The 24,419-nt window shown below is 74.0% G+C and carries 17 protein-coding genes; 4 read left to right on the forward strand and 13 right to left on the reverse strand.

What is annotated here, in order from left to right:
- Complete coding sequence (locus tag OHN19_RS28065; protein ID WP_330266860.1) at window positions 1-414, forward strand: thioesterase family protein; 414 nt, start codon at window positions 1-3, stop codon at window positions 412-414.
- Entirely contained in the window at window positions 411-1,079 is a 669-nt protein-coding gene (locus OHN19_RS28070; protein ID WP_330266861.1) for a hypothetical protein, read from the forward strand. Before OHN19_RS28065 ends, OHN19_RS28070 begins: the two co-directional genes overlap by 4 nt.
- 22 nt (window positions 1,080-1,101) lie before the next feature.
- On the opposite strand, the gene OHN19_RS28075 is transcribed toward OHN19_RS28070, so the two are convergent.
- The 4 genes from OHN19_RS28075 to OHN19_RS28090 form a co-directional block, all read right to left on the reverse strand.
- Entirely contained in the window at window positions 1,102-2,058 is a 957-nt protein-coding gene (locus OHN19_RS28075) for an ABC transporter ATP-binding protein (RefSeq protein ID WP_330266862.1), read from the reverse strand.
- A gap of 155 nt (window positions 2,059-2,213) precedes the next feature.
- Window positions 2,214-4,985, reverse strand: coding sequence for an FtsX-like permease family protein (locus OHN19_RS28080; RefSeq protein ID WP_330294128.1), 2,772 nt, complete (start codon window positions 4,983-4,985; stop codon window positions 2,214-2,216).
- A gap of 64 nt (window positions 4,986-5,049) precedes the next feature.
- Complete coding sequence (locus OHN19_RS28085; RefSeq protein WP_330266864.1) at window positions 5,050-8,274, reverse strand: FtsX-like permease family protein; 3,225 nt, start codon at window positions 8,272-8,274, stop codon at window positions 5,050-5,052.
- Between the two features lie 197 nt (window positions 8,275-8,471).
- The gene (locus OHN19_RS28090) at window positions 8,472-8,885 is read right to left on the reverse strand and encodes a globin (protein WP_330266865.1); all 414 of its coding nucleotides are present in this window, start codon (window positions 8,883-8,885) and stop codon (window positions 8,472-8,474) included.
- 68 nt (window positions 8,886-8,953) lie between these two features.
- Between OHN19_RS28090 and OHN19_RS28095 the strand changes: the two genes are divergently transcribed.
- Window positions 8,954-9,934 (forward strand): methyltransferase domain-containing protein, encoded by a 981-nt coding sequence (locus OHN19_RS28095; protein ID WP_330266866.1) that lies wholly within the window; start codon window positions 8,954-8,956, stop codon window positions 9,932-9,934.
- A 13-nt stretch (window positions 9,935-9,947) separates the two neighbouring features.
- Here OHN19_RS28095 and OHN19_RS28100 read toward each other — a convergent pair whose 3' ends face one another.
- From OHN19_RS28100 to OHN19_RS28130, 7 genes are all read right to left on the reverse strand, one after another.
- Window positions 9,948-11,951, reverse strand: a complete 2,004-nt coding sequence (locus tag OHN19_RS28100) for an FHA domain-containing protein (protein ID WP_330266867.1) — start codon at window positions 11,949-11,951, stop codon at window positions 9,948-9,950.
- 59 nt (window positions 11,952-12,010) lie between these two features.
- Window positions 12,011-13,357: a VWA domain-containing protein gene (locus OHN19_RS28105; RefSeq protein ID WP_330266868.1), complete on the reverse strand. Its 1,347-nt coding sequence runs from the start codon at window positions 13,355-13,357 to the stop codon at window positions 12,011-12,013.
- Between the two features lie 100 nt (window positions 13,358-13,457).
- On the reverse strand, window positions 13,458-14,795 hold the full coding sequence (locus tag OHN19_RS28110; protein ID WP_419249539.1) for a PP2C family serine/threonine-protein phosphatase: 1,338 nt from the start codon (window positions 14,793-14,795) through the stop codon (window positions 13,458-13,460).
- Window positions 14,796-17,474 carry a serine/threonine-protein kinase gene (locus OHN19_RS28115; protein ID WP_330266870.1) on the reverse strand — a complete coding sequence of 893 codons (2,679 nt, stop codon included), beginning with the start codon at window positions 17,472-17,474 and terminating at the stop codon, window positions 14,796-14,798.
- The gene (locus OHN19_RS28120; RefSeq protein WP_330266871.1) at window positions 17,471-18,805 is read right to left on the reverse strand and encodes a hypothetical protein; all 1,335 of its coding nucleotides are present in this window, start codon (window positions 18,803-18,805) and stop codon (window positions 17,471-17,473) included. Before OHN19_RS28120 ends, OHN19_RS28115 begins: the two co-directional genes overlap by 4 nt.
- A gap of 56 nt (window positions 18,806-18,861) precedes the next feature.
- Complete coding sequence (locus OHN19_RS28125; RefSeq protein ID WP_391193432.1) at window positions 18,862-19,923, reverse strand: glutamate ABC transporter substrate-binding protein; 1,062 nt, start codon at window positions 19,921-19,923, stop codon at window positions 18,862-18,864.
- A gap of 14 nt (window positions 19,924-19,937) precedes the next feature.
- The gene (locus OHN19_RS28130; protein ID WP_330266873.1) at window positions 19,938-21,353 is read right to left on the reverse strand and encodes a hypothetical protein; all 1,416 of its coding nucleotides are present in this window, start codon (window positions 21,351-21,353) and stop codon (window positions 19,938-19,940) included.
- A gap of 268 nt (window positions 21,354-21,621) precedes the next feature.
- On the opposite strand from OHN19_RS28130, the gene OHN19_RS28135 reads away from it, so the two are divergent.
- Window positions 21,622-22,200 (forward strand): AAA family ATPase, encoded by a 579-nt coding sequence (locus tag OHN19_RS28135; protein ID WP_330269726.1) that lies wholly within the window; start codon window positions 21,622-21,624, stop codon window positions 22,198-22,200.
- On the opposite strand, the gene OHN19_RS28140 is transcribed toward OHN19_RS28135, so the two are convergent.
- Both OHN19_RS28140 and OHN19_RS28145 read right to left on the reverse strand, forming a co-directional pair.
- A complete protein-coding gene (locus tag OHN19_RS28140) occupies window positions 22,188-23,159 on the reverse strand; it encodes an N-acetylglucosamine kinase (protein ID WP_330266874.1) in 972 nt (323 codons plus the stop codon). The genes OHN19_RS28135 and OHN19_RS28140 overlap by 13 nt on opposite strands.
- Window positions 23,150-24,415: a 6-phospho-beta-glucosidase gene (locus tag OHN19_RS28145; protein ID WP_330266875.1), complete on the reverse strand. Its 1,266-nt coding sequence runs from the start codon at window positions 24,413-24,415 to the stop codon at window positions 23,150-23,152. The genes OHN19_RS28140 and OHN19_RS28145 overlap by 10 nt, the downstream gene beginning before the upstream one ends.
- Between the last annotated feature and the right edge of the window lie 4 nt (window positions 24,416-24,419).

The raw sequence follows: 24,419 nt of genomic DNA on the forward strand, positions 1-24,419 counted from the left end.
TTGCGGCACATCTACCGCTGCCCGCTGCGCTGGGCGGACATGGACGCGTACGGCCACGTCAACAACGTGGTCTTCCTCCGCTACCTGGAGGAAGCCCGTATCGACTTCCTGTTCCGCCCGGAGAAGGACTTCAAGCAGGGGTCCGTGGTGGCACGCCATGAGATCGACTACAAGCGCCAGCTCGTCCACCGGCACGCGCCCGTGGACATCGAGCTGTGGGTCACCGAGATCCGCGCGGCGTCCTTCACCATCGCCTACGAGGTGAAGGACGGCGACGAGGTCTACGTCCGCGCCTCCACGGTGATAGTGCCGTTCGACTTCGCGGCCCAGCGCCCGCGCCGGATCACCACGGAGGAACGGGAGTTCCTCGAGGAGTACCGGGACAACGACGAGGAGGAGGCCGTCGCCGCATGACGGTGCTCCACCTCGCCGACGAGTCGGAGGCGGCGGACCTCGCCGCCTTCCTCTCCCGGCTGCTCCACTACGACCGCTCGGCCGCGGTGCGCCTCCAGGGGACCGGCACCGCGCTCGCCGTCTTCGGGCGGCCGCCGTCCTTCGAGGTGCTGGCGATCCGGGCGGTACGGCTGGCGAAGCCGTACGAGAACGGGCTCGACGTCACTCTCGACGTGACCGTGTCCGCCGGTGAGCTCCTGGAGTCCGTCGACGAGAGCGCCGGCACCGCTGTCGTACCGCCGGCGGTGACCGGTCCGCCGTGGGCCGGGGTGCTGCCGCCGCGCGGCGGATGGCAGCCGGTGACCGGCCTTCCGGGGCCGGAGGCGCTGCGCGCGCTCGTCCTCGCCGGGATCGCCGAATTCCGGTCGCGTACCGAGGAGTTGGGGCCCGAGGGGCGTACCCGGGCCGAACTCGACCGGATCGGCCGGGAGATCTGGTCCCGGACCGTCGCGGACACCGGGCTGCCCGTGCGGGCCGTGCACGCGGCCCAGTCGCTCGGATTCCTGCGGCCCGGCGGCGAGTCGGGGCTCTTCTCCTCCGGAGCGTGGCTGCGGCTGCGCACGCCCTACGGCTCGATCGCCGTACGGCAAGGGGGACTTGGGGCTCTCGGCGTCAGCGTGCGCTGACCGGCCCCCACCGATCCAACCGTCAGTCCCGGTCGCTGTCGTCCGGCCACACCCCGATGTGGTCCGGTTCCAGTTCCAGTGCGACCCGGTCGCGCATGCCCAGTGTCTCGGTGTACTCCTTCGGGAGCTGGAGGCGGCCCGCGCGGTCCAGCATCGCGTACTCCCGCGCCACCAGCGTCTCGTGGCCCGTCGTCGCGTCGACCTCGCTGCGGCGCAGGACCTCCGTGGCCGTACGGCCGTCCCTGATGGCCACCGCCCGGCGGACCTCGGAGGCCACGGCCTGGTCGTGGGTGACGATGACGATCGTCGTGCCGAGCTGTTCGTTGGCCGTGCGGAACGCGGCGAAGATCTGTTCCGCGGTGTGCGAGTCGAGTTCGCCGGTCGGTTCGTCGGCCAGCAGGACCGCGGGGTCGTTGGCCAGCGCGACCGCGATCGCCACGCGTTGCTGCTGGCCGCCGGACATCTGGTGGGGGCGACGGTTGCGGCAGTCGGCGACCTCCAGCAACTCCAGGAGTTCCAGGGCCCGTTGGGTCTGGGCGCGGCGGGCGGTGCGGGCGCCGGAGAGCTGGATGGGCAGGGTGATGTTCTGCGCCGCGGTGAGGTAGGGCAGGAGGTTGCGGGACGTCTGCTGCCACACGAAGCCGACGGTCTTGCGGCGGTAGGCCAGGCGGTCCTTCGCGGTCATGGTGAGCAGGTCGTGCCCGGCGACCCTGGCCGCGCCGGCGGTGGGGGTGTCGAGGCCGGCGAGGATGTTCATGAGGGTGGACTTGCCGCTGCCCGATGCGCCCACCAGGGCGAGGAGTTCGCCCTCGCGCACGAGCAGGTCGAGGCCCTGGAGCGCCTGGACCTCCACGCCGTCCGTGGTGAAGATGCGCACGAGCCGGTCGCAGGTGATCAGGGCGTCGTGGCCGTAGGTGGGGCGGTTGCGGGCGGCGGTCGCCTTCTGCGCCAGGTCCGTGAGGGTGGGGTTCGTGGTCATGGGCCGTCTCCTGGACTGTGGTCCGGCGTCAGGGCTGCTCGGGTCGCACGCAACGCGTCATCGGGTGTCACACAAAGGGTCATCAGACGCCACCCGGGTCATCGGACGTCACGCGGCTCATCGGGCGCCACCCGGGTCATCGAGCGTCATCCGGGTCATCGGGCGTCACCCGCTCTCAGTTCCGTCACCGACCCCCGTCTCCCCGACCACCAGGCCTGTCCGACCCCCACCCCGACCGCCAGCAGCAGCACCGCCGCCGCCGGTATCGCCAGGGACGGCAGGTCCATGCGCAACTCCACCGCGCCCGCGCCGGGTTCGGCCGTCGGGAGGGCGAGGGCGGTCAGGTCGATCCCCGGGGACAGCAGGCGGATCGTGGCCCAGCCCGTGAGGACGCCGCCGAGCGCGGCCAGGACCGCCTGGGGGAGGGACTCCAGGATCAGCAGGCGCCGGCCCGCCGCCCGGGTGAGGCCCATCGTGCGCAGGCGGGCCAGCAGGGCGGTGCGTTCGGGGGCGGTGCGCAGGAGGGACAGGAGGAGGGCGAGGACGGTGTAACCGGTGCCGGCCGCCACGGCGGTCGTATAGACGCGTTCCGCGCCGGTCTGGAGCGGGGAGTCGACATAGCCCGCCCGCTCCTCGGACCGCAGCCGCACGGTCGCCGTCTTCGGGGCGGCCTCGCGCAGTGCGGTCCCGTCCAGGTTCTCGCCGGTCAGGAGCAGCCCGGTCGGCCGGGCCGCCGCCGGGCCCAGTGCCGTGCGGTTCACGATCAGGAAGTCCGGGCCCGACACCGCCGGGGTGCGGTCGAGGACGGCGGTGATGCGGACGGTGAGGGTGCTGCCGTCCGGGAGGAGGACCGGGAAGGGGCGGGTGCCGTACGTCCGGGCGGTGGCCGTGGAGGCCAGGGCCGGAGCGGGGGCGCCGGCGGCCGCCGCCTGCAACTCGCCCCGCGGGAAGGCGCCCAGGCCGGTCCGGGCCGACAGGGCCGCGTAATCGGCGGGGTCCACCCCGACCAGCGGTACCGTCTGGGCCCCGTCGGCCGGCTTCGCCTCGAAGGTGACGCTCAGCGTGGACACCTCGCTCACTCCGGGACTACGGCGCAGCCGGTCCGGGAGCCCGGACGGGAGCGGCGCCGCCGACTCCACCCGGGCGTCGGCGCCGACCGAGAGCAGGGCCGCGTGGTCGCGGGCCTCCCGCACGCCCGCGAGGACCGAGCCGCCGAAGGCCGCCGTGGTCAGGGCGGTCAGCAGGGCGAGCAGGGGCAGCACCGCGGAGGCCGAGGTGCGGCCCGCCCGGGCCAGCGACAGATGGGCCACCGCGCCGCGCAGCCGCGCCGCGGGCCGGGCCAGGCCGCGCAGCGGCAGCGGGTACAGGCGGACCAGGACCAGCGCCGCGATCACCCCCAGCAGCACCGGCGCCAGGGAGACGAGGTCACCGGCGGAGCCCGAGGTGCCGCGCCGGCGCAGCGACTCCACCGCGCCCGCGGCCAGCACCAGCAGCGTCAGCTCGGCGACCGTACGGCGCCGGGACGGCCGTACGGACGCCACGTCCTCGCGGCCGGTGTGCACGCGGACCAGGCGGTGGGCGGCGGCCGCGCGCAGGGGGAGGGCCGCGCAGGTCACGGCGGTGACCGCGACGGCGGCCCACACGGCGGCACCGGCGCGGCCCGCCGGGATCGCGAGCAGCGCGGCGGCGAGGCCCAGGGCACCCGCGGGCACGGCGACGGCGGCCGTCTCGGCGAAGAGCCGGGCCGTGAGACCGCGCAGGGAGGCGCCCCGGGCGCGCAGCAGGGCGAGTTCGCTGCGGCGGCGTTCGGCAGTGAGGCCGCCCGCCATCATGAGGACGACGGCGGCGACCGTGCCGGTGCCGAACGCGGCGACGGCGACGAGCGGGGCGACGCTCTCGCGGAGCCGGCCGTAGGAGATGAGGACCTCGTCGAGGTCGGTGGTGACCTCGGTGCTGCCGTTCAGCTCCGAGAGCTCGGTCGACGGGCCGTCGATCTCCCGGCGCACCTCCCGCAGCGCCGGACCGGCCTCCAGGGAGGCGATCGCGGACCGCAGGGCCGGGATGTCGCGGGCCCGCAGGGCCCCTATGTCCGGGGCCAACTGCCAGTAGCGCTCGGGTTTTCCGGAGTCGGCGAGCAGGGCGGGGGCGGCGTCCGGGTACAGCAGCAGGGCGCCGACCCAGTACATGGCGATGGACGGCAGGGGTTCGCGGATCAGGGCCGGGGTGCGCAGGATGGTCTTGGTCGACCAGTACGCGCCTCGCGGCTCGCGCGGGGTGACGATGCCCGTGATCCGAACCGTGTAGGGCGGGACGTGGAGCACCGAACCGACCTTGATGTGCAGGGCCTTGGCCGTCTCGGCGCTGACGGCGGCCTCCAGTTCACGCGTCGTGGAGGCCACTTGGCCGTCGGCGCGCGGCAACCGTCCCTGTGCGAGGGAGGAGTGGGCGGCGAGGCCCGTCTGCGCGACCAGGGTCACCCGCGCGGGGTCGCCGGTCGGCCTCGGCAGCCACGGGTCGAGCACCGGGATGTCCTGGGTGGTGCGCACGCCGTACGTCGACTGGTCCCGGTCGAGGACGAGCGGGTCCGGGACCTGGGCGCGGACCTCGGTGTCCTGCTCGGCCAGCATGTCCGGGCGCAGCGCGTCCTCGCGGAAACGGGTCGTCTCCATCAGCGAGGGCGGCGGGGCGTACACCTCGATGCCGGTCCGGTCGGGGCGGGCCTGCTCGGCGGCCCGGCGCAGCCCGGAGTCCTCGTACCGGTCGACCGCGCGCGGGAAGGCGGCCGCGAGGCACGCCGTCAACGCGACCAGCAGCGCGAGCGCGCACGCGGTGCCGGTCGCGGTCCGCAGCCGGGTCCGGACCCAGGGCACGCTCACCCCGGAGCCCTCATGGGCGTCCCCGTCGGACGCGGACGCCCCGGCGGTCACCCCGGAGACCCCCGACTCGCCCTTCCCGGAAGATGCGGCCCCGCCCGTCCTGAACCACCTCATCTCACTCACCCCCCTCACGCAGCGCACGGGCCGGATCCGCCCGTCGCAGGGCCAGCGCCGCCGTCACCAGGAGCGGGGCGAGAGCCACCGCCGCCAGGAGTACGGTCGCCCGCGCGAGGGGGAGCTGGACCAGGACCGTGGGCACCGGTCGGGTCGCCTCGTCCGTGAGCACGATCAGCGGGATCACCGCCCGGGTCAGCACCGCGCCCAGCAGGGCCCCCGCCAACAGTGCCAGCAGCACCAGGACACCCTGCTCCAGGGCGACCGCCCGGGCCAGCCGCCGGCGCGGGGCCCCGAGAGCCCGCAGTACGGCGAACTCCGCGCCCCGCTCCCGCAGCGACCCGGCCGCGCTCACCGCGAACCCGACGGCGGCCAGCGCCGCCGCCACCCCCGCCGCCGCCGTGAACGCGGCCTCGGGGCCCGCGCCGAACGGGTCGTCGCTCAGCTGCTCGGCGAGTTCGTCCCGCACCACGACCTGGGTGGGATCGACGTCGGGCCGGTCCCGCAGCGCCTCGGCGACCCGGGCCGCGGCCCCGCGGTCGGTCGACAGCCACCACTCGGTCGGCTCCAGGCCCTCGCCGTACCGCTCCTGCAACTCCCGGTTCACGGACCGCAGATCGAGCAGCAGGGCACCGCCGTTCTCCGCGGCGGTGGGCAGCTCCGCCACGGAACGCACGATGCGCACCGACACGTTCTCGCCGCCCAGCGGCACGTCCAGGCTCTCCCCGACGGAGACGGACGCCGAGTCGAGGAACCGTCGGGTGGCGACGGCGGTGATCTCGGCCGGCTTCGGCTGCGTGGCCTTCAGCCGGACCGTGAGCACCCCCACGCTCCAGGTGTCGTCGGACGGGATGAAGCCGGTGCCGTACCGCACGGTCGGCCGCCCGGATCCCGAACTCAGGCGGGGCCGGGTGGGTTTGTTCCTGTCGTCCGGCGTCGAACTCACCCCCTCGCTCCGCGAGGAGGCCTTCCAGTCGGTGGGCAACGGCAGTGGCCGTACCGTCCCGTCGGTGCTCGTGGCCGTCAACCCGTCGAGGGTGAAACGGTGTTGCTCGGCGCTGCCGTTCGGGACGGGCACGACCAGCTCCAGGTCGGTGAGGGTCAGCGGGACCCCGGGCAGGTGGGCGTCCAGCGCGTGGACCCGTCCGTCGCCGGGGAGTTGGCCGATCGGGAGCCGGTGGGGGGTGCCGTAGCGGTCCTCCAGGGTGACGGCGACCTGGACGGCCGTGCTCGGGTCGGAACCGCTCAGGGCCGCCGTCAGCCGCAGCCGGGTCGTGCCCGCGGGCACCCGCAGGCCCGTCGTCGCGCCCTTGGGGCCCAGCCCCTGGAGGAACGGTCCGGAGTGCAGGTCGGAACGGATCAGCATCGAGGCGCGCGAGGTGTCCAGCGCCAGGACCGTCGCCACCCGGCTGCCGGACAGCGGGAGTTCGGAGCGTACGGCGGGTGCGATCCGCCGTACGCCCGGGACGGCCGCGTACTCCTCGGTACGGCCGAGACCCGCGTCGCCGGAGGTCAGGACCCGCACCGGGGCCCCGGCGCGGAAGTCGGCCTGGTCGGACTGCGAGCGGTTCCAGGAGGCGCCCTGGCCGATCGCCAGCATGCCCAGCGCCACGGCGAGCACCAGCAGCAGCACCGGGCCCGCGCCGCGCATCGGACGGCGGGCGATCTGCCAGCCCGCCAGGGCCGCGCTCAGGCCGCGCCCGCGGGCCGCCCGGCGTTCGGCGAGCCGGGCCAGCGGGGGCAGCAGCCGCAGGGTCAGCACGGTCCCGGCGAGCAGCGCCAGCGCGGGCGCCGCCACCAGCAGCGGGTCCACGCCCAGCACCCCGGAGCTGTCGTCGGTCACGGCACCGGAGGTCTGCCGGCTGAGCTGGAAGTACGCCACCCCGGCCACGACGAGCAGCCCGAGGTCCGCCCCCGCGCGCACCGCCCCGGGCAGGCTCCGTGCCCGGCCGCGCGCGAACGAGGAGGTCAGCGCGGGCAGGGTCACCGCCAGCGCACACCCGAGCGCGATGCCCGCCGCGACCAGCCACACCCCGAGCCGCCCGTCCCGCGGCACCTCGAGCCGCAGCCCGATCCGGGCCAACGGGCCCCGCCCCGCGAGCAGTCGGGTCAGCGGGCCCGCCAGCAGCGGGGCGCAGACCAGCGCGGGCAGCGCGAGCAGGAGCGCCTCCAGGGCGGCGAGGCCCGCGATCCGGCCGCGGGAGGCACCGCGGGCCAGCAACAGCCTGCTCTCACCGGTGCGTTCACTGCTCAGCAGTCCCGCCACCAGCAGCAGGGCGCAGCCCGCGAGCAGCACCAGCTGGAGGGCGACGATCAGGAGAGTGGAGCGGGACAGCAGCAGGGAGCGGTCGGTGCGGTCGAGGACCTCGGGCAGCGCGGTCGCCGCGGTCGTGGCGCCGCCGAGGGAGGACTCCTTGCGCAGCGCCGCGTTCCCGGCGCGGGCCGCCTCGCGCAGCGCGTCGGTGCGCGCGGTCGTCACCGTCGCGAAGTCGGCCGACACAAGCCAGCCCGACGCCCCGACGCTCACCGTCCCGTCGGCCAGCACGCCGGGATCGGCGAGCAGGGGGCCGTACGTCGTGAAATCGAGCTTGTTGATGCCCCGCCCGTGCAGGTCGTCGAGGAGCCAGTACGGGTCGTCGGCGCGCACCGGCCGGTACAGGCCGGTGACCGTCACCCGCACCGCGGGGCCGCCCAGCCGGTCGGTGAGGGTGAACCGGGCTCCGGGGCGCAGGGCGAGGGCGCGTGCGGCGGACTGCGGGAGCGCCACCTCCACCAGCCCCTCGGCCGGCCGGGGCAGCCGCCCCTCGACCAGCCGCACCCGGCTGCGGTCCAGCGTCGCGAAGTGGGTGAGATCCGGGTCCCCGGACCGCTCGGCCTCGGGTTGCAGCGACCGCGGCAGCGCGTACGGGCCCGACCTGAGCAGCGTCCGCACGGTCACCGGCAGCCCGTCGAAGGTCTGCCGCGCCACTTCCCGTACGGCGGTGTCGGCCTCCTTGCGACGGTCCTCGGGCACGCTCGCCCTGACCACCAGCGCGGTGTCGGCGGCGTTCTGCGGGTCCGCCAGGGAGTGCCGCAGGGCCGCGTCGCCGATCGCGCCCGAGTAGGCGGTCAGGGTCGCCAGGACCGCGGTGGTCAGCAGGACGGTCAGCAGGGCGGCGGCGAGCAGCAGCCGGTGCGCCCGCGCACGCAGGAACACCAGACGTGCGATTCCCCCGAACCTCGTCACGCGGCCCCCCGCCGTTGTGCAGTCTGCGGCGAGGATGTCAGAGCGGATGGTCGCGGGTAAGCGCTTGTAGCCCGGACTTGACCTGATTGTGACCGGAATCCGGCGCTGCGTGACCGGAATCCGGCAATCAGTGAGCGGTGGTCACGGAGGGGTGGTCACCGGGTGGTGATCACCGGGCGGTGGTCACCGGGTGGTGATCAGTCGGCGGTGTTCACCATCGAAGCGGCCGCGTACGTCAGGTAGTCCCACAGCTGGGTCCTGTGCTCATCGGACAGACCGAGCTCGTCGACGGCGACCCGCATGTGCTTGAGCCAGGCGTCGTGGGCCGCGCGGTCCACGACGAAGGGCGCGTGACGCATCCGCAGCCGCGGGTGGCCGCGGTTGTCGCTGTAGGTCGTCGGCCCGCCCCAGTACTGCATCAGGAACAGCACGAGCCGCTCCTCGGCCGGCCCGAGGTCCTCCTCGGGGTACATGGGCCGCAGGACCGGGTCCTCGGCGACTCCCTCGTAGAAACGGTGGACGAGGCGGCGGAAGGTCTCCTCCCCGCCGACCTGCTCGTAGAAGGTCTGCGTCTGCAACGTGCCGCGCCGGATCTCTTTCACGTCATCCATGGTCTCAGACGCCGTGGACGAGGACTCGAGGCTTAGGACCTCCGGTGCCCAGGGTGCAGAGTGGAGGTATGAGCGCGCACGCTCTCGACCGGGACCTCGCCGAACTCGCCGCCTCCGCACGGGCGGCGCTGGTGCGGGAGATCGACGCGAGCGGGGCCTGGGCCGCCGACCCGGTGTGGCGGGAGGCCTTCGAGGCGGTGCCACGGCACCTGTTCGTGCCGTACTACTACGTCGGTGTCGTCGGAGGACACGAGCGGCGGTGGGGCGAGAGCCCGGATCCGCGCACCCGGGAGAAGTGGGTGCGCGGGGCCTACGCCGACGCCCCGCTGGCCACCCGGCTGCGCGACGGCGAACTGGTCTCCTCCAGCAGCCAGCCCTCGCTGATGGCGATGATGCTCACCGAACTGCGGGTACGGCCCGGCGACCGGGTCCTGGAGATCGGCGCCGGCACCGGCTACAACGCGGCCCTGCTCGCGCACCGGCTCGGCGACGACCTGGTGACCACCGTGGACCTGGAACCGGAGATCACCGAGGCGGCCCGCGGACACCTGGCCGCAGCCGGTTACCATCCCGTGGTCGTCACCGGCGACGGAGCGCGCGGGGTGCCGGAACGCGCCCCCTTCGACCGGATCATCGTCACCTGCACCCTGCCGTCGGTCCCGGTCGCCTGGCTCGCCCAGTGCCGCCCGGGCGCACGCATCCTGACCCCGCTCGCCACCGGCCTGATCGCCCTGACCGTCCGGGACCCGGGGCACGCAGAAGGGCGGTTCCTGCCCACGCCCGCCTACTTCGTGCCCCTGCGCGGCGCGGAGCGGCACGAGGAGGGGTTCGTCGAGCTGGGCGGGGTGCCGCGCCGGGCCCGGGAGAGCGAGCTGTACCGGTTCCTGCTGGCGCTGAGCCGGGGCAGCCTCGAACCGCGCGAGGCGTACGTGCTGTGGGAACGCGAGGGCGAGCCGCGCCGGGACCGCTACGGCATCACGGTCGCGGGGGAGCGGGAGTGGGCGTGGCTCGACTCACCGGAGGGACCGTACGTGTGGCCCCTCCGGTGAGACGTCCGTGGCTCTAGCCCCGCCTGATCGTGATCGTCGTCCACGCGCCCACGTGCACCCGGTCGCCGTCCTGCAACGGCACCGGCACGAACGGTGTGATCGGCTCCTCGGCACCGTTGACCGTGGTGCCGTTCGTCGAGTTCTGGTCGACGACCGCCCACGAGCCGTCCGGCTGCTGCACCAGCACCGCGTGCTGGTGCGAGACGCCCGGGTCCTCCGGCGGCACCGACAGGTCGACGTCGGGGGTGTCGCCGGTGGAGTGCCGGCGACGGCCGATGGTGACCTGGTTGCCGGTGAGCGTGCGCTGCTGCTCGGGGGAGTACGCGGGCAGGTTCAGGCCCGCGGCCTCGGGGCCGGAGCGCTGCATCATCGCCATGAAGTACTCGCGGTCCGGGCCGATGGTCGCCGTCCAGGTCGCCGGGCCCTGCTGCTGGAAGGGGGGCGCGGGCGGGGCCTGGGTGGAGCCGGGCTGTGGGTAGCCGTAGCCGCCGGGACCGCCCGGGCCGTTGCCGGGTCCGCCGGGACCGCCGCCCGGGCCGCCGGGGGCGGTGGCGGACGGCGGGGAGATGACCCAGTCGTCGGCGCCGCCGCCGAAGGACGGGCCGCCCGGCTGCGGACGGTTCGTCTCCTGCGGGAAGGCGGGCGGGGCGGAGGCGCCCTGCGCCTGGAAGCCCTGCGGGGCACCGCTCGTGGCACCGGGGCCGGCCGGCGGGGTGGGGCCGGGGGGCGGCGGGACCGGGCGGGAGGGGTCGGCGCCGAAGTTCGGCGGGCCGCCGGGGCCGCCGGGGCGGGACGGGTCACCGGGGAAGCCCTGCGGGCCGCCGGGACCGGGGCCGGGGCCGCCGGGACCGGGCTGGGTGGGGGTGCCGCCGAAGCCCTGGGGGGCGCCGGGGCCGCCAGGGCCGCCCGGGCCGGAGGGGGCCTGTGCGGAGCCGGGTTGGGGGTAGCCGTAACCGCCGGGGCCGCCGGCCTGTCCACCGGGGCCGCCAGGACCGCCGGGGCCGGAGGGGCCGCCGGGGCCGGAGGGGCCGCCGGGGGCCTGGGTGGAGCCGGGCTGCGGATAGCCGTAACTGCCGGGGCCGCCAGGGCCTCCGCCGGGACCGCCCGGACCGGACGCGCCGGGGCCGCCCGGGCCGCCGGGACGGGACGGGTCGCCCGGGAAACCGGAGGATCCGGGGCCGCCAGGACGTGCGGGGTCTCCGGGGAAACCGGAGGGGCCAGGCGCGCCGGGGCGGCCGGGGTCACCCGGGAAGCCCTGCCGGCCACCGGGACCCGAACCACCGGGGCCGCCGGGACGGGACGGGTCTCCGGGGAAACCGGAAGGCCCGGAGCCGCCGGGCGCACCGGGGCCGCCCGGGAAACCGGAAGGACCAGGGGAGCCGGGGCCACCGGGGCCACCGGGGCCACCGGGACCGCCCGGGCGGGACGGGTCACCGGGGAAGCCCTGCGGGCCGCCTTGCGCGCCGGGGCCGCCGGGACCGGAGCCGGGGCCGCCAGGCCCACCAGGTCCGCCGGGGCCACCCGGGCCCGTGCGGCCCGACGGTTCCGAGCCGAAGGGGATGGGTTCCGCGGGGCGGTTCACCTGGGACGGGCGGGAGCCCTGGTACTCGTACGAGTCACCGCCACCGAAGGACGGACCGGGAGCCGGCTGCTGCTGGAAGTGCGAGGGCGGGCCGGAGCCGGCCGGCGGGCGCGGGGCGGCCGGGGTGTACGACGTCGCGGTGTTCGTCAGGAAGTTCCACCGGCACTCCTCACAGAAGGGCGCGCCGCCCTCCCGGGGCGTACGGCACTGCGGGCAGAGCTCCGGCTCGGGGTCCGGTACGGCGGACAGATGTCCCCGTCCACCGGGCTGGCCACCGGGGCCGCCAGGACCACCGGGCGGCGGGAAGCCGTAGCCGCCCCCACCCGGACCGGGCGGCGGCGGAGGGGGTGGAGGCACGGCACCGGCCATGCGGTGACCGCAGACCTCGCACCAGTCGTCGGAACCCGACTGGTGTCCGTTCGGGCAGGTCGGCATGTCGGCGCTTCCCCCTCTCGGATCAGGGAACTTCTACGTCGGTGGCTGTCGGGAACTGTCTACTTCTTTACACGAACTGTCTTTGTCGACCGGGTCTCGAGAGTCATCTCGTCGGCCTCCTCGACCTTCGCCTTCAGTCGCACAGTACCTGTCGTGGCGTCGACCACGTCGACCACCTTCGAAAGCAGTTTCGCAGTATCGGCGTTCCCCGAGTCGTTCGCGAGCTGAACGGCCCGGCCCAGTTTGGCCGTTGCTCCATCCAAATCGCCCGCTTTGCGTAGATCGAGCCCCTGCTGGATGACCTGTGCCAGTTCGGCCTGGCCGGTGTAGTGGGCGACCTGGGGGTTGATCGACGTCGAGGCGACCATGTCGTCGGTCCACACGGCCCGTACGAGACCCTGGGCGCCCAGGTTGCGGACCGTGCCGTCGGACTGCGGGACCACCAGGGAGGCCCGGGCGGCGAGCATCTCCTGGCCGATGTTCGCGGCCGGGACCTCGACGCACACGTGGTAGTCACGGGACTCGTCTCCCCAGGACCCGGTGGGGTAGTCCCCGGCGCGCGGACCGGCCTCGGTACGGCGGTCGGTGAGCTCCTCGACGGTGGGCGCGACCTGCTTGACGAACTTGATCGTGGTGCCGACCGGGGTCCACAGCCTGAGGGCGACGTCCGCGACCTCCTTGCCCATGGCCGCCTCCATCATCTGCGTGAAGTCGGCGGCGAGGCCCGCCGGATCGGCCACGATGTCGGCCGAGCCCAGCAGGGCGGAGGCGATCCCTGTGACTTCTTTCACTTCCCAGTCGGTGCCCACGCCCCGTGCGTCACAGGTGAAACGTCCGGCGCAGGCGTCCAGGGAGGCCTTCAGGTCCTCCGGCGACTCGTGTTCGTTGCGGCCGTCCGTGAGCAGGATGCCGTGGCGTATCGCGACGTCCGCCGAGGACAGCAGCCGGTCGGCGAGACGCAGCCAGGTGCCGATCGCCGTACCGCCGCCCGCGCTGAGCCGGCGCAGGGCCCGCTTGGCCTGCTCGCGGGTGGTGGCGTCGGCGACCGCCAGCCGGCCCTCGCCGGGATACACCTCCTTGGCCACGTGCGTGCCGCCGATCACCGCGAAGTGCACCCCGTCGCGCAGGGTGTCGATCGCGGCGGCCGTGGCGTCACGGGCGTTGCGCATCTTCGTCGGCGGGTAGTCCATGGAGCCCGAGCAGTCGACCATGAGCGCCACCGCGGCGGACGGGCCCTGGCCCGCCGACCAGAGGTGGGGCGCGGCGACCGCGCTTCCGATCGTGCCGCCGCCGGTCGCGGTCACCGTGACGATCGCGTTGACCTCGCGGCCGCCCTCCGGCAGGTACTCGTTCTGGTAGACGTCCATCGAGAACTGCGGCACGTTCGACTTCGAGAAATTGGCCATGCCTACTCAAATCCCCCTCGTGCACCCCACGTCGGGGCGCTGACTGATGGCGGACCGGTCCCCTCCGGCCCGCGAGGCATCCCCGTGCGTGCTGTCGGCCTCAGGCCGATCCTGCCCCCTGCGAAGGGGTCGGGAACGGCACGACGGCCACTGTTACGTTGTCGTGGCCCCCGCCGTCCAGGGCGTGGCCGACCAGGACCCGGGCGCTGTGCAGCGGGCGCGCGGCGGCGTCGGCCGGTACGGCCTCCGCCATCTCCTCCGCCGCCTCCGCGTAGTTCCACAGACCGTCGGTGCACACCACCACCACACCAGGCCGGTCCGGCTTGAAGGAAGCGGTGTGCGGGTCGAGTTCGTAGGCGTCCGCGCCGAGCCACCCGGTGATCGCGTGGGCGCGCTCGTCGGCGTACGCCTCGGCCTCGTTCATCAGGCCCGCGGCGACCATCTGCGCGGCCCAGGAGTCGTCCTCGGTGAGCCGGGCCGGGGGTGAACTGCGGTCCGTGGGCACCCAGTAGACCCGGCTGTCGCCGACCCAGCCGACGATCAGCAGGCTCGGGGTGACGACCGAGCCGACGATGGTGCACGCGGGGGCGTTCTGGTGCGGCTGGTGCTCGCGGGCCGTGGCGGGCTCGTCGGCCAGGGAGTTGACCGCGCGGGAGGCGGCGACGATCGCCTCGTGCATGGCCTGCTGGGGGTGGGTGCCCCGGGGCAGGGCGGCCAGCAGGGCGTCGGCGGCGGCGCGGGAGGCGGCCAGGGAGGCGTCGTCGGGGCGGGTCGCGGAGGACACGCCGTCGCAGACGACCGCGAAGGTCGCGGGCGTACCGTCGGGCAGGAGGGTGTTGCCGAGGGTGAAGGCGTCCTCGTTGCGGTGGTGGCGCAGGCCGCGGTCGCTCACCGCGGCGATCGGACCGGCCTCCTGCTCCATGTGGTCGCGCTCGCGGGGCTGGGCGTGCCCGCAGTTCTCGCAGTAGCCGTCGTCGTCGACGCGACCGGCCCGGCAGGCCACGCACACCTTGGTTCCTTCGGCAGGGGTGGGCGGTCCCGCGGCCACGCGCGGGTCCGGCGCCTGGAGGGGGTACTCGTCGGGCTCCGGCGCCCGGTCGAAGCGCACCCCGGAGGCGGGGGAGACCGGCGATCCCAGGACCGGCCCCTGCTGCGGTGGCGGTGGGGGCAGCCGGTGCTCGGCGGAACCGGGCAGTACGTGCTCGGCGGCACCGGCGCCGTGCGGGTCCGCGGGGCGGTGGAGCTCCGCCGCGGGGAGCAGGCCCTCGGGCCAGGGGCCGCCCGGCGGGGCGCCGTTCATGGCGAGCGTCGGGCTGTCGTCCGGCCGTGCCGGCACGGCGGACAGGTCGTATCCGCACGCACCGCAGAAACGGTCACCCGATTCGAGGGGTTCCTCACAGCTCGGGCAGGCGGACAGCTGGGGCATCTGCGACATCAACTACACCCACGTCCGGGGGCGGTAACGGTTTGCTCGTTCCACCAGGTCGATCCTCTCCTCGCCGCCCCGCGCCAGCCGGGCCAGCGTGCGGTAACAACGCTCCAGGCCGAAGCGCAGTCCTCGCTCGTCCAGTCCGCTGCCGAGCAGCGCCCGTCCCCCGGCGGCGGGGGGCCCGGGGTCCTGGCCACCGGAGAGTATCCAGTCCAGGGCCGAGCCCAGCACCTCCGCGGACAACTGCTCGCGCCGCGCCGGATCCAGTCCGTACGCGTCCAGCGCCTCGACCTGTCCGGCGGCGGCGGTCAGGTCGTCCAGGAAGGGTACGTCGCCCGCGGTCGCGGTGCGTCCACGCAGCCGCGCGCGGACGGCGGCCACCCGGGCGGCGGTGTAGTGGATGGAGGACTCCGGCACCGACTCCAGCGTCTTCACGGCGCTACGGCGGTCCCCGGTCGCCAGTTGTACGCGGGCCAGGCCGAACGCGGCGCTCACATAGCTGGGGTCGGTCGACCAGACCAGGCCGTAGTACTCGGCGGCGTTGTCGAGCTGGCCGAGCACCTCCGCGCACAGGCCGAGGGCGAGCTTGGGCGCGGGCTCGCCCGGGAAGGCGTCGTAGATCGCGTCGAAGGCGAGCGCGGCGGCCTCGTGGTCGCCGGTCACCAGGGCCGCGACGCCCCGGTACCAGACCACCCGCCAGTCGTCGGGCCGCTCGTCCTCCAGGTGCCGCAGCGCCTCGTCTGCGGTGTGCGCGTCGCCGTTCTCCAGCCAGGCCCGCACCTGCCTCAGCCGGGTCTCCGCGGACGCCGCCGGCGCGGCCGAAAGGGCGCCGAGCAGCTCGGCGGGCGCGGTCGTCATGAGCCCGGCGAGGAAACCGGCGTTGGGGTCGGCGGGATCGACGTGCGGGACGGGCAGCGCGAGGGCGGCGACGGGCGCGTCGGCCGGCTTGACGAGGGCGGTGAGGGCGCCGCGGCCGGGTCGTACGGCGCCTTCCGGGCCGACAGCGGGCAGACCCGCGCCCCCATTGCCGTTGCCGGGCAGCCCGGAGCCTCCCGCACCGGCGCCGGGCGGCGGTCCGGCGCTTCCCGTGCCGGGACCGGGCAGTGCGGCGGCGCTTCCCGTACCGCCGGGAAGAGCGGCGGCCGCCGAGGTGCGGGCGGCGGACCTGAGGCTCCACCGCGTCGGCGGTGCCACCCGGCCCCCCAGCCGGGACACCTCACCGTCCAGCTTCGGGAACAACTCCGTGTCGGTGACCCGCACTTCGGGACCGAACAGGGTCGACAGGCTGGGCCGCGCGCGGCCCGTCTGCAGGGAGACCACCTCGCGCAGCACGCCCGTCAGCTGCTCCGACATCTCCTGGGCCGAGGCGAAACGGCGGGCCGGGTCGGGGTCGGTGGCGCGGACCAGCAGACGGTAGAAGGACTCGTACCGGCGGAAGACCTCGATGTTGTCCGGGTCGGGCAGCGAGTCGACGAAGACGTTGGTGTAGCCCTGGAAGTCGAAGGTCAGGACCGCCAGGGTGCGGCCGACGGTGTAGAGGTCGGAGGCGATGGACGGGCCGACCTCCGCGACCTCGGGGGCCTGGTAGCCGACCGTGCCGTAGATGGCCGACTCCTCGTCGTCCATCCTGCGCACCGCGCCCATGTCGATCAGCTTGAGCTGGTCCTCGGTCTGGATGGCGTTGTCGACCTTGAAGTCGCAGTACAGGAGGTTGCGGCTGTGCAGGTGGCCGAGCGCCTCCAGGGCCTCGATGCCGTAGGCGCAGGCCTGCTCCACCGGCAGCGGGTCCCGCTTGCCGTCGGCCGAGCGGCGGCCGTTGGCGATCTCCTTGAGCGACTTGCCGCCGACGTACTCCATGACGATGTAGCCGTCGAGGGAGCCGGTGCGCTGGTCGAGGTGTTCGACGAAGTTGTAGATCCGCACGATGTTGGCGTGCTCGATCTCGGCGAGGAAGCGCCGCTCGGAGATCGCGGCCGCCATCGCGTCCTGGTCGCCGGTGTCCAGGAGGCCCTTGAGGACCACCCAGCGGTCGGACACCGCGCGGTCCACGGCGAGGTAGACCCAGCCGAGCCCGCCGTGCGCCAGACAGCCCGCGACCTCGTACTGGCCGTGCACGATGTCGCCGGACTTCAGCTTCGGCACGAAGGAGTACGGGTGGCCGCACTTGGTGCAGAAACCCTCCGTGCGACCGGACCGGTCCCCGCGGGAACGCCCCACCGGCGCCCCGCAGTCGGAGCGCGAGCAGAACCGCTTGCGCTCGGGCACCTCCGGGTTCTCCAGCACCATCCCGCGCGGGTCGGGCCGCGGCACCCCGGGCACCTCGACCAGGCCCGCGCCGAGCCGGCCCCGCCCGGTCGAACCGGCCGACGAGCCGGAGCTGCGCACCGACACCGAACGGCCCGTGGACTTCCCGGAGACCGAGCGCGACAGCCGTCCCGACACCGAGCGCCGGGACTTCGACGAATGCGACGACGTACGCGCGGAACCGCGGCTGGTGGAGCGTGAACTGCCGCTGCCCGGCGAGTCCTTGCCCTCTCCCGTGCGACCACTGGGTCCGGACCCGGCCCGGCCGCTGCCCGAGACCACCGGCGCGAGGCCGCAGGTGTCGCAGTACAGCTCCCCGCCGCCCATGTCCTCGTACGTGCCGTCGCAGCCGGGCCGCTGGCAGGACTGCTGTTCCTGACTCATGACGTCGACTCCCCCCTACGGTCCTCGGGACCGCTCTGCTGCGGCACCCGCGGCGGGCCCAGCAGTTCGGCGGCCGCGTGCTGGTAGCGCAGCACGGCCTGTTCGGCGACCCGCAGGTCGCAGGGCGCGCTCCACAGCATCCGCCGGGCCGCGTCGTAGCGCTCGATCAGGAACGGGTCCTCGGCCAGGCCGTGCCGGGCCACCTTCGCCTTGTACGCGTCGAGGCGGCCGCGCAGCTCCGCGCGGACCGCGAGCGGCGCGGTCACCGCGGTCAACGACTCGCGGGCGCGCAGCAGTTCGTCCTCCGCCTTCTGCTCCAGGGACTCCAGGAGCGGGGACAGGCGGTGCCACTGGGCGTGTCTGCGGTACTCGGCGGCGGTCGCCAGCTGCTCCTGGAGCGCGGTAGGCGGCCCGCTGACCACCGGCACCTCGGTGGCGGCGATCTTGGCGAGGACCTCGCCGCGCGCGGTCCTCGCCTCGGCGAGGGTGCGGTCCGCGCGGGAGAGCACATCGCGCAGCTTCACCAGCCGGGCCTCCGCGTCCTGCCGGACGGTGAGCACCGCGTCGATCTCCCGGCGCACGTCCTCCAGGGCGCGCGCCTCACGGTCGTACGCCGTGGTGTCCGGCCGCCCACCGCCCGGCGCCGAACTGCCCTGTGCGCGCTGCCAGAAGGCGAGCGGGTCGGAGATCACCTGCTCGCGCAGCGAGGTCAGCGTGCGGGTGATGCGCTCCAGGTCGTCGCCGGCCGGGTGCTCGCCGGGGCGGACGCCGACGGAGTGCGCGAGCCGTCGGGTGCGCTGGAGTTCGGCGGACAACAGGTCGATGCGGGCGGGCAGCGCCGACCACACCGCGTCGGCGGCGACCACGATGTCCAGGCTCGTGGCGTACAGCTCGTTCATCCGCTCCACGAGGGTGACGAGGGTGAACTGTTCGCTGAGCTTGCTCGAACCGCCTTGCAGCGTCGGCGCGTTGGCCGTGGCGGTGGCCGAGCCGGCGACCGTGACGGCCTCGCCGCGCAGCAGCTCCGTCAGCTCCACCAGGTCCTCGCGGCTGGACCAGCGGCGGCGGGAGCGGATCTCGCGGGCCGAGCGCAGGGCGTCCGTGTACGCGTCGAAGTATGCCCACAGCAGGGTGATCGAGGCGTCGGCGGACTCCCAGCGCTCCTTGGTGAGGCCGGTGAGTTCGGCGCCCTCGAGGAGTCTGCGGCCCGCGTGGTCCTGGAGGGCGAGGAGCGAGGTCTCGATGGCCTCGTGCTCCGCGCCGAGCCGCGCCAGCGCACGGTCCACCTCGTCCCGGTCCATCACCGGCCCGGGGGGTCCCGTGACGCCCATCGATCACCTCTCGCTGCTGAAGGGTTGCCCAGTGGTTGTTCGTCTTCGACGATTCGTCAGCTCGTGCGCAGGTACTTGGGTGGCGGCGGCTCCGACTCGGCCGGCCCTCCCCTCAGTGTGGCGGACAGCCACTTCTTGTACGACGCCTGCCAGCCGCCCGTGGTGTCCTTGCGGTAGTCCACCAGGATCTGGTTGACCCGGCTCACCAGGTCGTCGGCGCCCTTCTTCATCGCCACGCCGTAGTACTCGGTGGTGAAGGGGCCTTGCGGGTCCTTCAGCTCGACCGTGGGGTCCTGGGCGGCCTGGCTGGCGCCCAGCGCGCCGTCGGTGACCACGGCGTCCACCTCGCCGAGCTGGAGCCGGACGAGGCAGTCGAGCTGGTTGGGGACCTTCGTGATGTCCTTGGCGGCGACGTACTTCTTCGTCTTCTCGTCCTCCTCCAGGTTGGAGAGGGCGGTCGAGCCCTGCGCCACGCAGACCTTCTTTCCCGCCAGGGTGGGGTTGTAGCCCGTGATCTTCGAGGACTTGGGGGCGAGGACCTGCTGGCCGGTCTTGAAGTACGGCGCGGAGAACGCCACGTCGTTCAGGCGCTTGCAGGTGATCGTCATCGTGCGGACGACCATGTCGACATAGCCCGCCTGTATCGCGGGGATGCGCTGGTTGGTCGGGATCGCCTTGAACAGCACGGCGTTCGGGTCGCCGAGGATGTCCTGCGCGATCCGGTGCACCAGGTCGATGTCGAAGCCCTCCAGGTCGGCGTCGGTCCCGCCGTTGGGGTTGCGGTAGCCCCAGCGGTAGCTGTTCTGGTCGACGCCGACCATCAGCTTGCGCTGGGCGCCCTTCCGGGCCTTGATCTTCTCTATGGTCGGGCCGTCCGCGGGGCTCGGAGCCAGCGTCTGGTACTCCGGGTGCGCCTTGATCGAGGGGTCGTCGCACGGATCGGCGGCCGCCGCCTGCTCGGCGTGGGCCAGTCCGGAGCCCCCGGTGTCGCCGGTGCCCTGGGGCCGGGCCGACGGCAGCAGCAGCGCGAAGGCGAGCACCAGGGCGCAGACGGCCGCCATCGCCCCGACACCGCCCCAGCCCTTGAGACCGGCCCGCACACGTCCACGCATCCGCATCGTCACGCCCCCTCTCACCGGTACTCCGACAGCCTGCGCCCGATGCCGAGGACGGCGCCCGCGGCGCCCAGCACGGCCAGGACGGCGGCACCCACGGACAGGCCGGTCATCGCGTCCACACCGTCACCGGCCGACCGCTTGAACTCCTTCTCCTCGTGTTTCAGCGCGACGTCGAGATTGTGGTCGACACTGTCGAAGCACTCGCGCGTCGCGCCCTTGTCGCCTATGACCCGGGCCAGCGCCTCTGCGTAGTTGCCGTCGTTGTCCCTGTCGCGGGCCGTGTTGTGGCGCTGCTTCCACACCGTCATGTTGCCCTCGGCCGCCGTGACCGGCTCCCTGCCGATGCTGTCGTCGGCCAGCTTCGACGCCTCGGTGAGGCCCTTGCCGAGGGCGTCCATGTCCTGGTTGAAGGCGTAGTCGTAGGCGTCGTAGGTGGTCTCCTTGCCCTGCGCGTCCGTCACGACCTTCGTCTCCGCGCCCCGGGCCACCAGTGTGAGGTTCTCGTTGCCGCGCGCCTTCAGGGAGGCGATCCGGGCGTCGTGCAGCACGTTGAGCGAGCGCACCCCGTGGTCGTAGGACGCGTTCAGGCCCGCGCGCGCGAAGCTGTGGCCGACGACCAGCCACAGCAGGACCACCGTGGCCGTCGCGGTGGCGGCGACCAGGCCGTGGTTGAGGACCCGGTTGGTGCGCCGGTAGTTGCGCTGCTGGGCCCAGGCGAGCCCGGCGAGCGCGAGGACGCCGAGGCCGATCGCGGCCCACGGGTAGGGCGTGGCGTCGGAGTAGTCGGCGCGCAGCCGCTGGTTCTCGCTCGTGTAGAGGTTCTGCGCCTTCGGGAGCATCTTCTGCTGCATCTTCTCGTTGGCGTAGCGCAGATAGGCGCCGCCGACCGGGAAGCCCTGGCGGTTGTACGTGCGGGCCTGCTCCACCAGCCCCTTGTACTGCGGCAGCAGGGTATTGAGCTCGGCCACGGTCTTTGCGGCGGGGGAGTCCGGTTCGGAGTTCGAGGCCGCCCTGACCAGACCGGCCGCGGCCTGGGCGATGTCCCTCTCGTACCGCCTGCGGGAGTCGGCCGACTCCTGGCCGCCGGCGAGGAAGCCGCTGGAGGCCGTGGTGTTGGCGTCGGCCAGGTACAGGTAGATGTCGGCGGCGGCGCTGCTGAGCGGCTGGCTCTTGTGCAGCACGTCGTCCGCGGCCACGGCCCGGTCGTTGGTCTGCCAGGCGGTGACCGCGCCGAAGAGGATCACGAGCAGGGCGAGTCCCGCGCCGATGATCCGCAGCCGCCCCGGCTCGGTGGTCGCGGCCGCGCGCACCTGGTCGAAGCCCTCCGCGAAGGCCGTACGGCGGCGGACGGGCACCTCGGCCGCCGGTGCGGGCGGGGACGGTTCCGTGACGGGTGACGGTCCGGCCGGCTGCGGTGGCACGGACGGCATCGTGGGCACCCCGGAACCCGGTGGTGCCGTTCTGCTCTTCGGCGGGTGTGTCACTTTTGACCTCCCCCATGGTCATCCGTCGCCGCAAGTATCGCTGCCGGGACCGACATCCGCACCGGGCTTCACGCGATCTTGATCGGATCGCAGTGGATCGCCCGCCCGGTCGCGCCCCCCGCACCACCCCTTGCCCATGAATACGCCGCCGGAATCGGTTCGGTTCCCCCCGGGGGCGCGTAGGGTCGCCGTCGTGCGCGGGGTGCGAGTGGTGATGATCGGCGGAACGTCGAATACCGGTAAGTCCACGGTCGCCGGGGCGGTCGCCGCGCGGCTCGGCTTCGAGCACCGGTCGACGGATCTGCTGGCGAGACACCCGGGGCGGCCCTGGCGCACGCCGGAGCGGGAGGTGCCGCCGCATGTGGCCGAGCACTACGCGACGCTGGCCGTCGACGAGTTGATCGACTCGGTCCTCGGCCACTACGAGCGCCTGTGGCCGCGCGTCGAGGAACTGATCGCCGAGTACGCCGAACACGCCACCGGCCCCGGTCTGGTCCTGGAGGGCTCCGCGCTCTGGCCGGAGCGGGTCGCGGCCCTGGAGGCCCCGTACACCGCCGCCGTGTGGCTCACCGCCGACGAGTCCGTCGTACGCGCCCGGATCCGTGCGGGCGGGCGCTACGACGAAGCGACCGAACAGGAAAGGTTCCTGATGGACAAGTTCCTGGCCCGCAGCATGCGGTACCAGTCGCTGATGGTGGACGCCGTCGACCGGCTGGGCCTGGCCCGCGTCGACGTCGGGACGGACAGGTCCGTCTCCGAGGTGGCCGACGCGGTGCTCGCTCAGGCCTCGTAGTACGCCCGGACCCGCGCCTGCACCTCCGGGGGCGCCGCCACCCGGTCCAGACCCAGCAGGGCGGCGCCGAGCACCGGGGAGGCGGTCACCACCCGGGGTACGGCCTTCGGGGCCCGTTCGGCGAGCAGTTCCCCGATCCGGTCGTCGAGTTGGGGGTGCCGGGCCGCCAGGACGCTGCCGCCGAGCAGGACCGGGGTCTCCTCGTCGAGGAGGTCGAGCCGGGTCAGGGCCACCGTCGCCATGGCGACCACCTCGTCGGCCAGGCGGTCGACGAGCGAGCGGGCCACGGGGTCGCCGGCGGCGGCCGTGGCGAACAGCACCGGTGTCAGCTCGTGGCGTCGGACAGGGGCGATGTCCTCCAGGTGCAGGGCCTCGATCAGGGCGTACATGGAAGGCAGCCCGAAGTGGGCCGGGAGCACGCGCGCGAGGTCGGTGGCGGGACCCCGCCCGTCCTCCGCGCGGGCCGCGTGCCACAGCGCCTCCTCGGCCAGGCCCCAGCCGCCGCCCCAGTCGCCGGAGATCCGGCCGAGCGCGGGGAAGCGGGCGGTACGGCCGTCGGGGCGCATGCCGACGCAGTTGATGCCCGCGCCGCACACCACGGCGACCCCGCGCGGTTCGGTGACGCCGGCCCGCAGGATCGCGAAGGTGTCGTTGCGGACCTCGACGCTCCCGCCCCACGCGCGTGCGTGCAGCGCGGCCGCCAACCGCTCCTCCTCGACGGGGAAGTCGGCGTTGGCGAGACACGCCGAGACGTGCTCGACCGAGCTCACCCCGGCCGCGGCGAAGGCCCGCCCGACCGCGTCGGCGAGGGTGTCCACGGCCGTCTCGACGCCCACCACGGGCGGCCGGAACCCGCCGCCGCGGGCCGTGGCGAGGACGCTTCCGTCGTCCGCCACGACCACGACGTCGGTCTTGCTGTTGCCCGCGTCGACGGCGAGGACGCTTGCGGTCAGGCCCACGCGAGATGCTCCCGGTTGTGTGCGATCAGTCGGTCGGTGAGGCCCTCGGCGTACGCGTACTGGCCGACGAGGGGATGCGCGAGCAGCGCCTTGAACACCCGCTCGCGGCCGCCGCGCAGGGCGGCCGTGAGCGCCAGGTCCTCGTACGCCGTGACGTTCGCCATCAGCCCCGCGAACAGCGGGTCCACGGCGGGTACCGCCAGCGGGGTCGGCCCCTTGGGACCCACCGCCGCCTGCACCTCGATCACCGCGTCGTCGGGCAGGAAGGGCAGCGTGCCCCGGTTGAGGGTGTTGACCACCTGGTACGGGCTCCCGCCGCCGCCGAGCAGCCCGGCGGCGAGGTCCACCGCCGCCTCCGAGTAGTAGGCCCCGCCCCGCTTGGCGAGCAGCTCGGGCTTCTCGTCCAGGGCCGGGTCGCCGTACATCTCCAGCAACTGCCGTTCCATCGCGGCCACTTCGGCCGCGCGGGACGGCTTGCTGCCGAGTTCCCGTACGACCTCGTCGTGCGCGTAGAAGTAGCGCAGGTAGTACGACGGGACCACGCCGAGCCGGTCCAGGAGCGGGCGCGGCAGGTGCAGGTCGGCGGCGATCGTCTCGCCGTGCCCGGTGAGCAGCTTGGGCAGCACGTCCTCGCCCTCGGGGCCGCCGAGCCGTACACCTGTCTCCCAGGTGAGGTGGTTGAGGCCCACGTGGTCGAGGTGGACGTCGGCGGGGGTGACACCGAGCAGCCGGGCGAACTTCCGCTGGAAGCCGATCGCCACGTTGCACAGCCCGACCGCCTTGTGGCCGGCCTGGAGCAGTGCGCGGGTGACGATCCCGACGGGGTTGGTGAAGTCGATGATCCAGGCGTCCGGGTTGGTGCGGCGGACCCGTTCGGCGATGTCGAGGACCACCGGGACCGTGCGCAGCGCCTTGGCCAGGCCGCCCGTGCCGGTGGTCTCCTGGCCGACGCACCCGCACTCCAGGGGCCAGGTCTCGTCCTGCTGACGGGCCGCCTGGCCGCCGACGCGCAGTTGCAGGAGCACGGCGTCGGCGCCGTCCACGCCCGCGTCCAGGTCGGAGGTGGTGACGATACGGCCGTCATGGCCCTGCTTGGCGAAGATGCGCCGGGCGAGCCCGCCGACCAGCTCCAGGCGCTCGGCGGCCGGGTCGACGAGGACGAGTTCCTCGACGGGCAGGGTGTCGCGCAGACGGGCGAAGCCGTCGATGAGTTCGGGGGTGTAGGTCGAGCCTCCGCCGACCACGGTGAGTTTCATATCC

It is taken from the genome of Streptomyces griseorubiginosus (assembly GCF_036345115.1).
Taxonomy (GTDB): domain Bacteria; phylum Actinomycetota; class Actinomycetes; order Streptomycetales; family Streptomycetaceae; genus Streptomyces; species Streptomyces griseorubiginosus_C.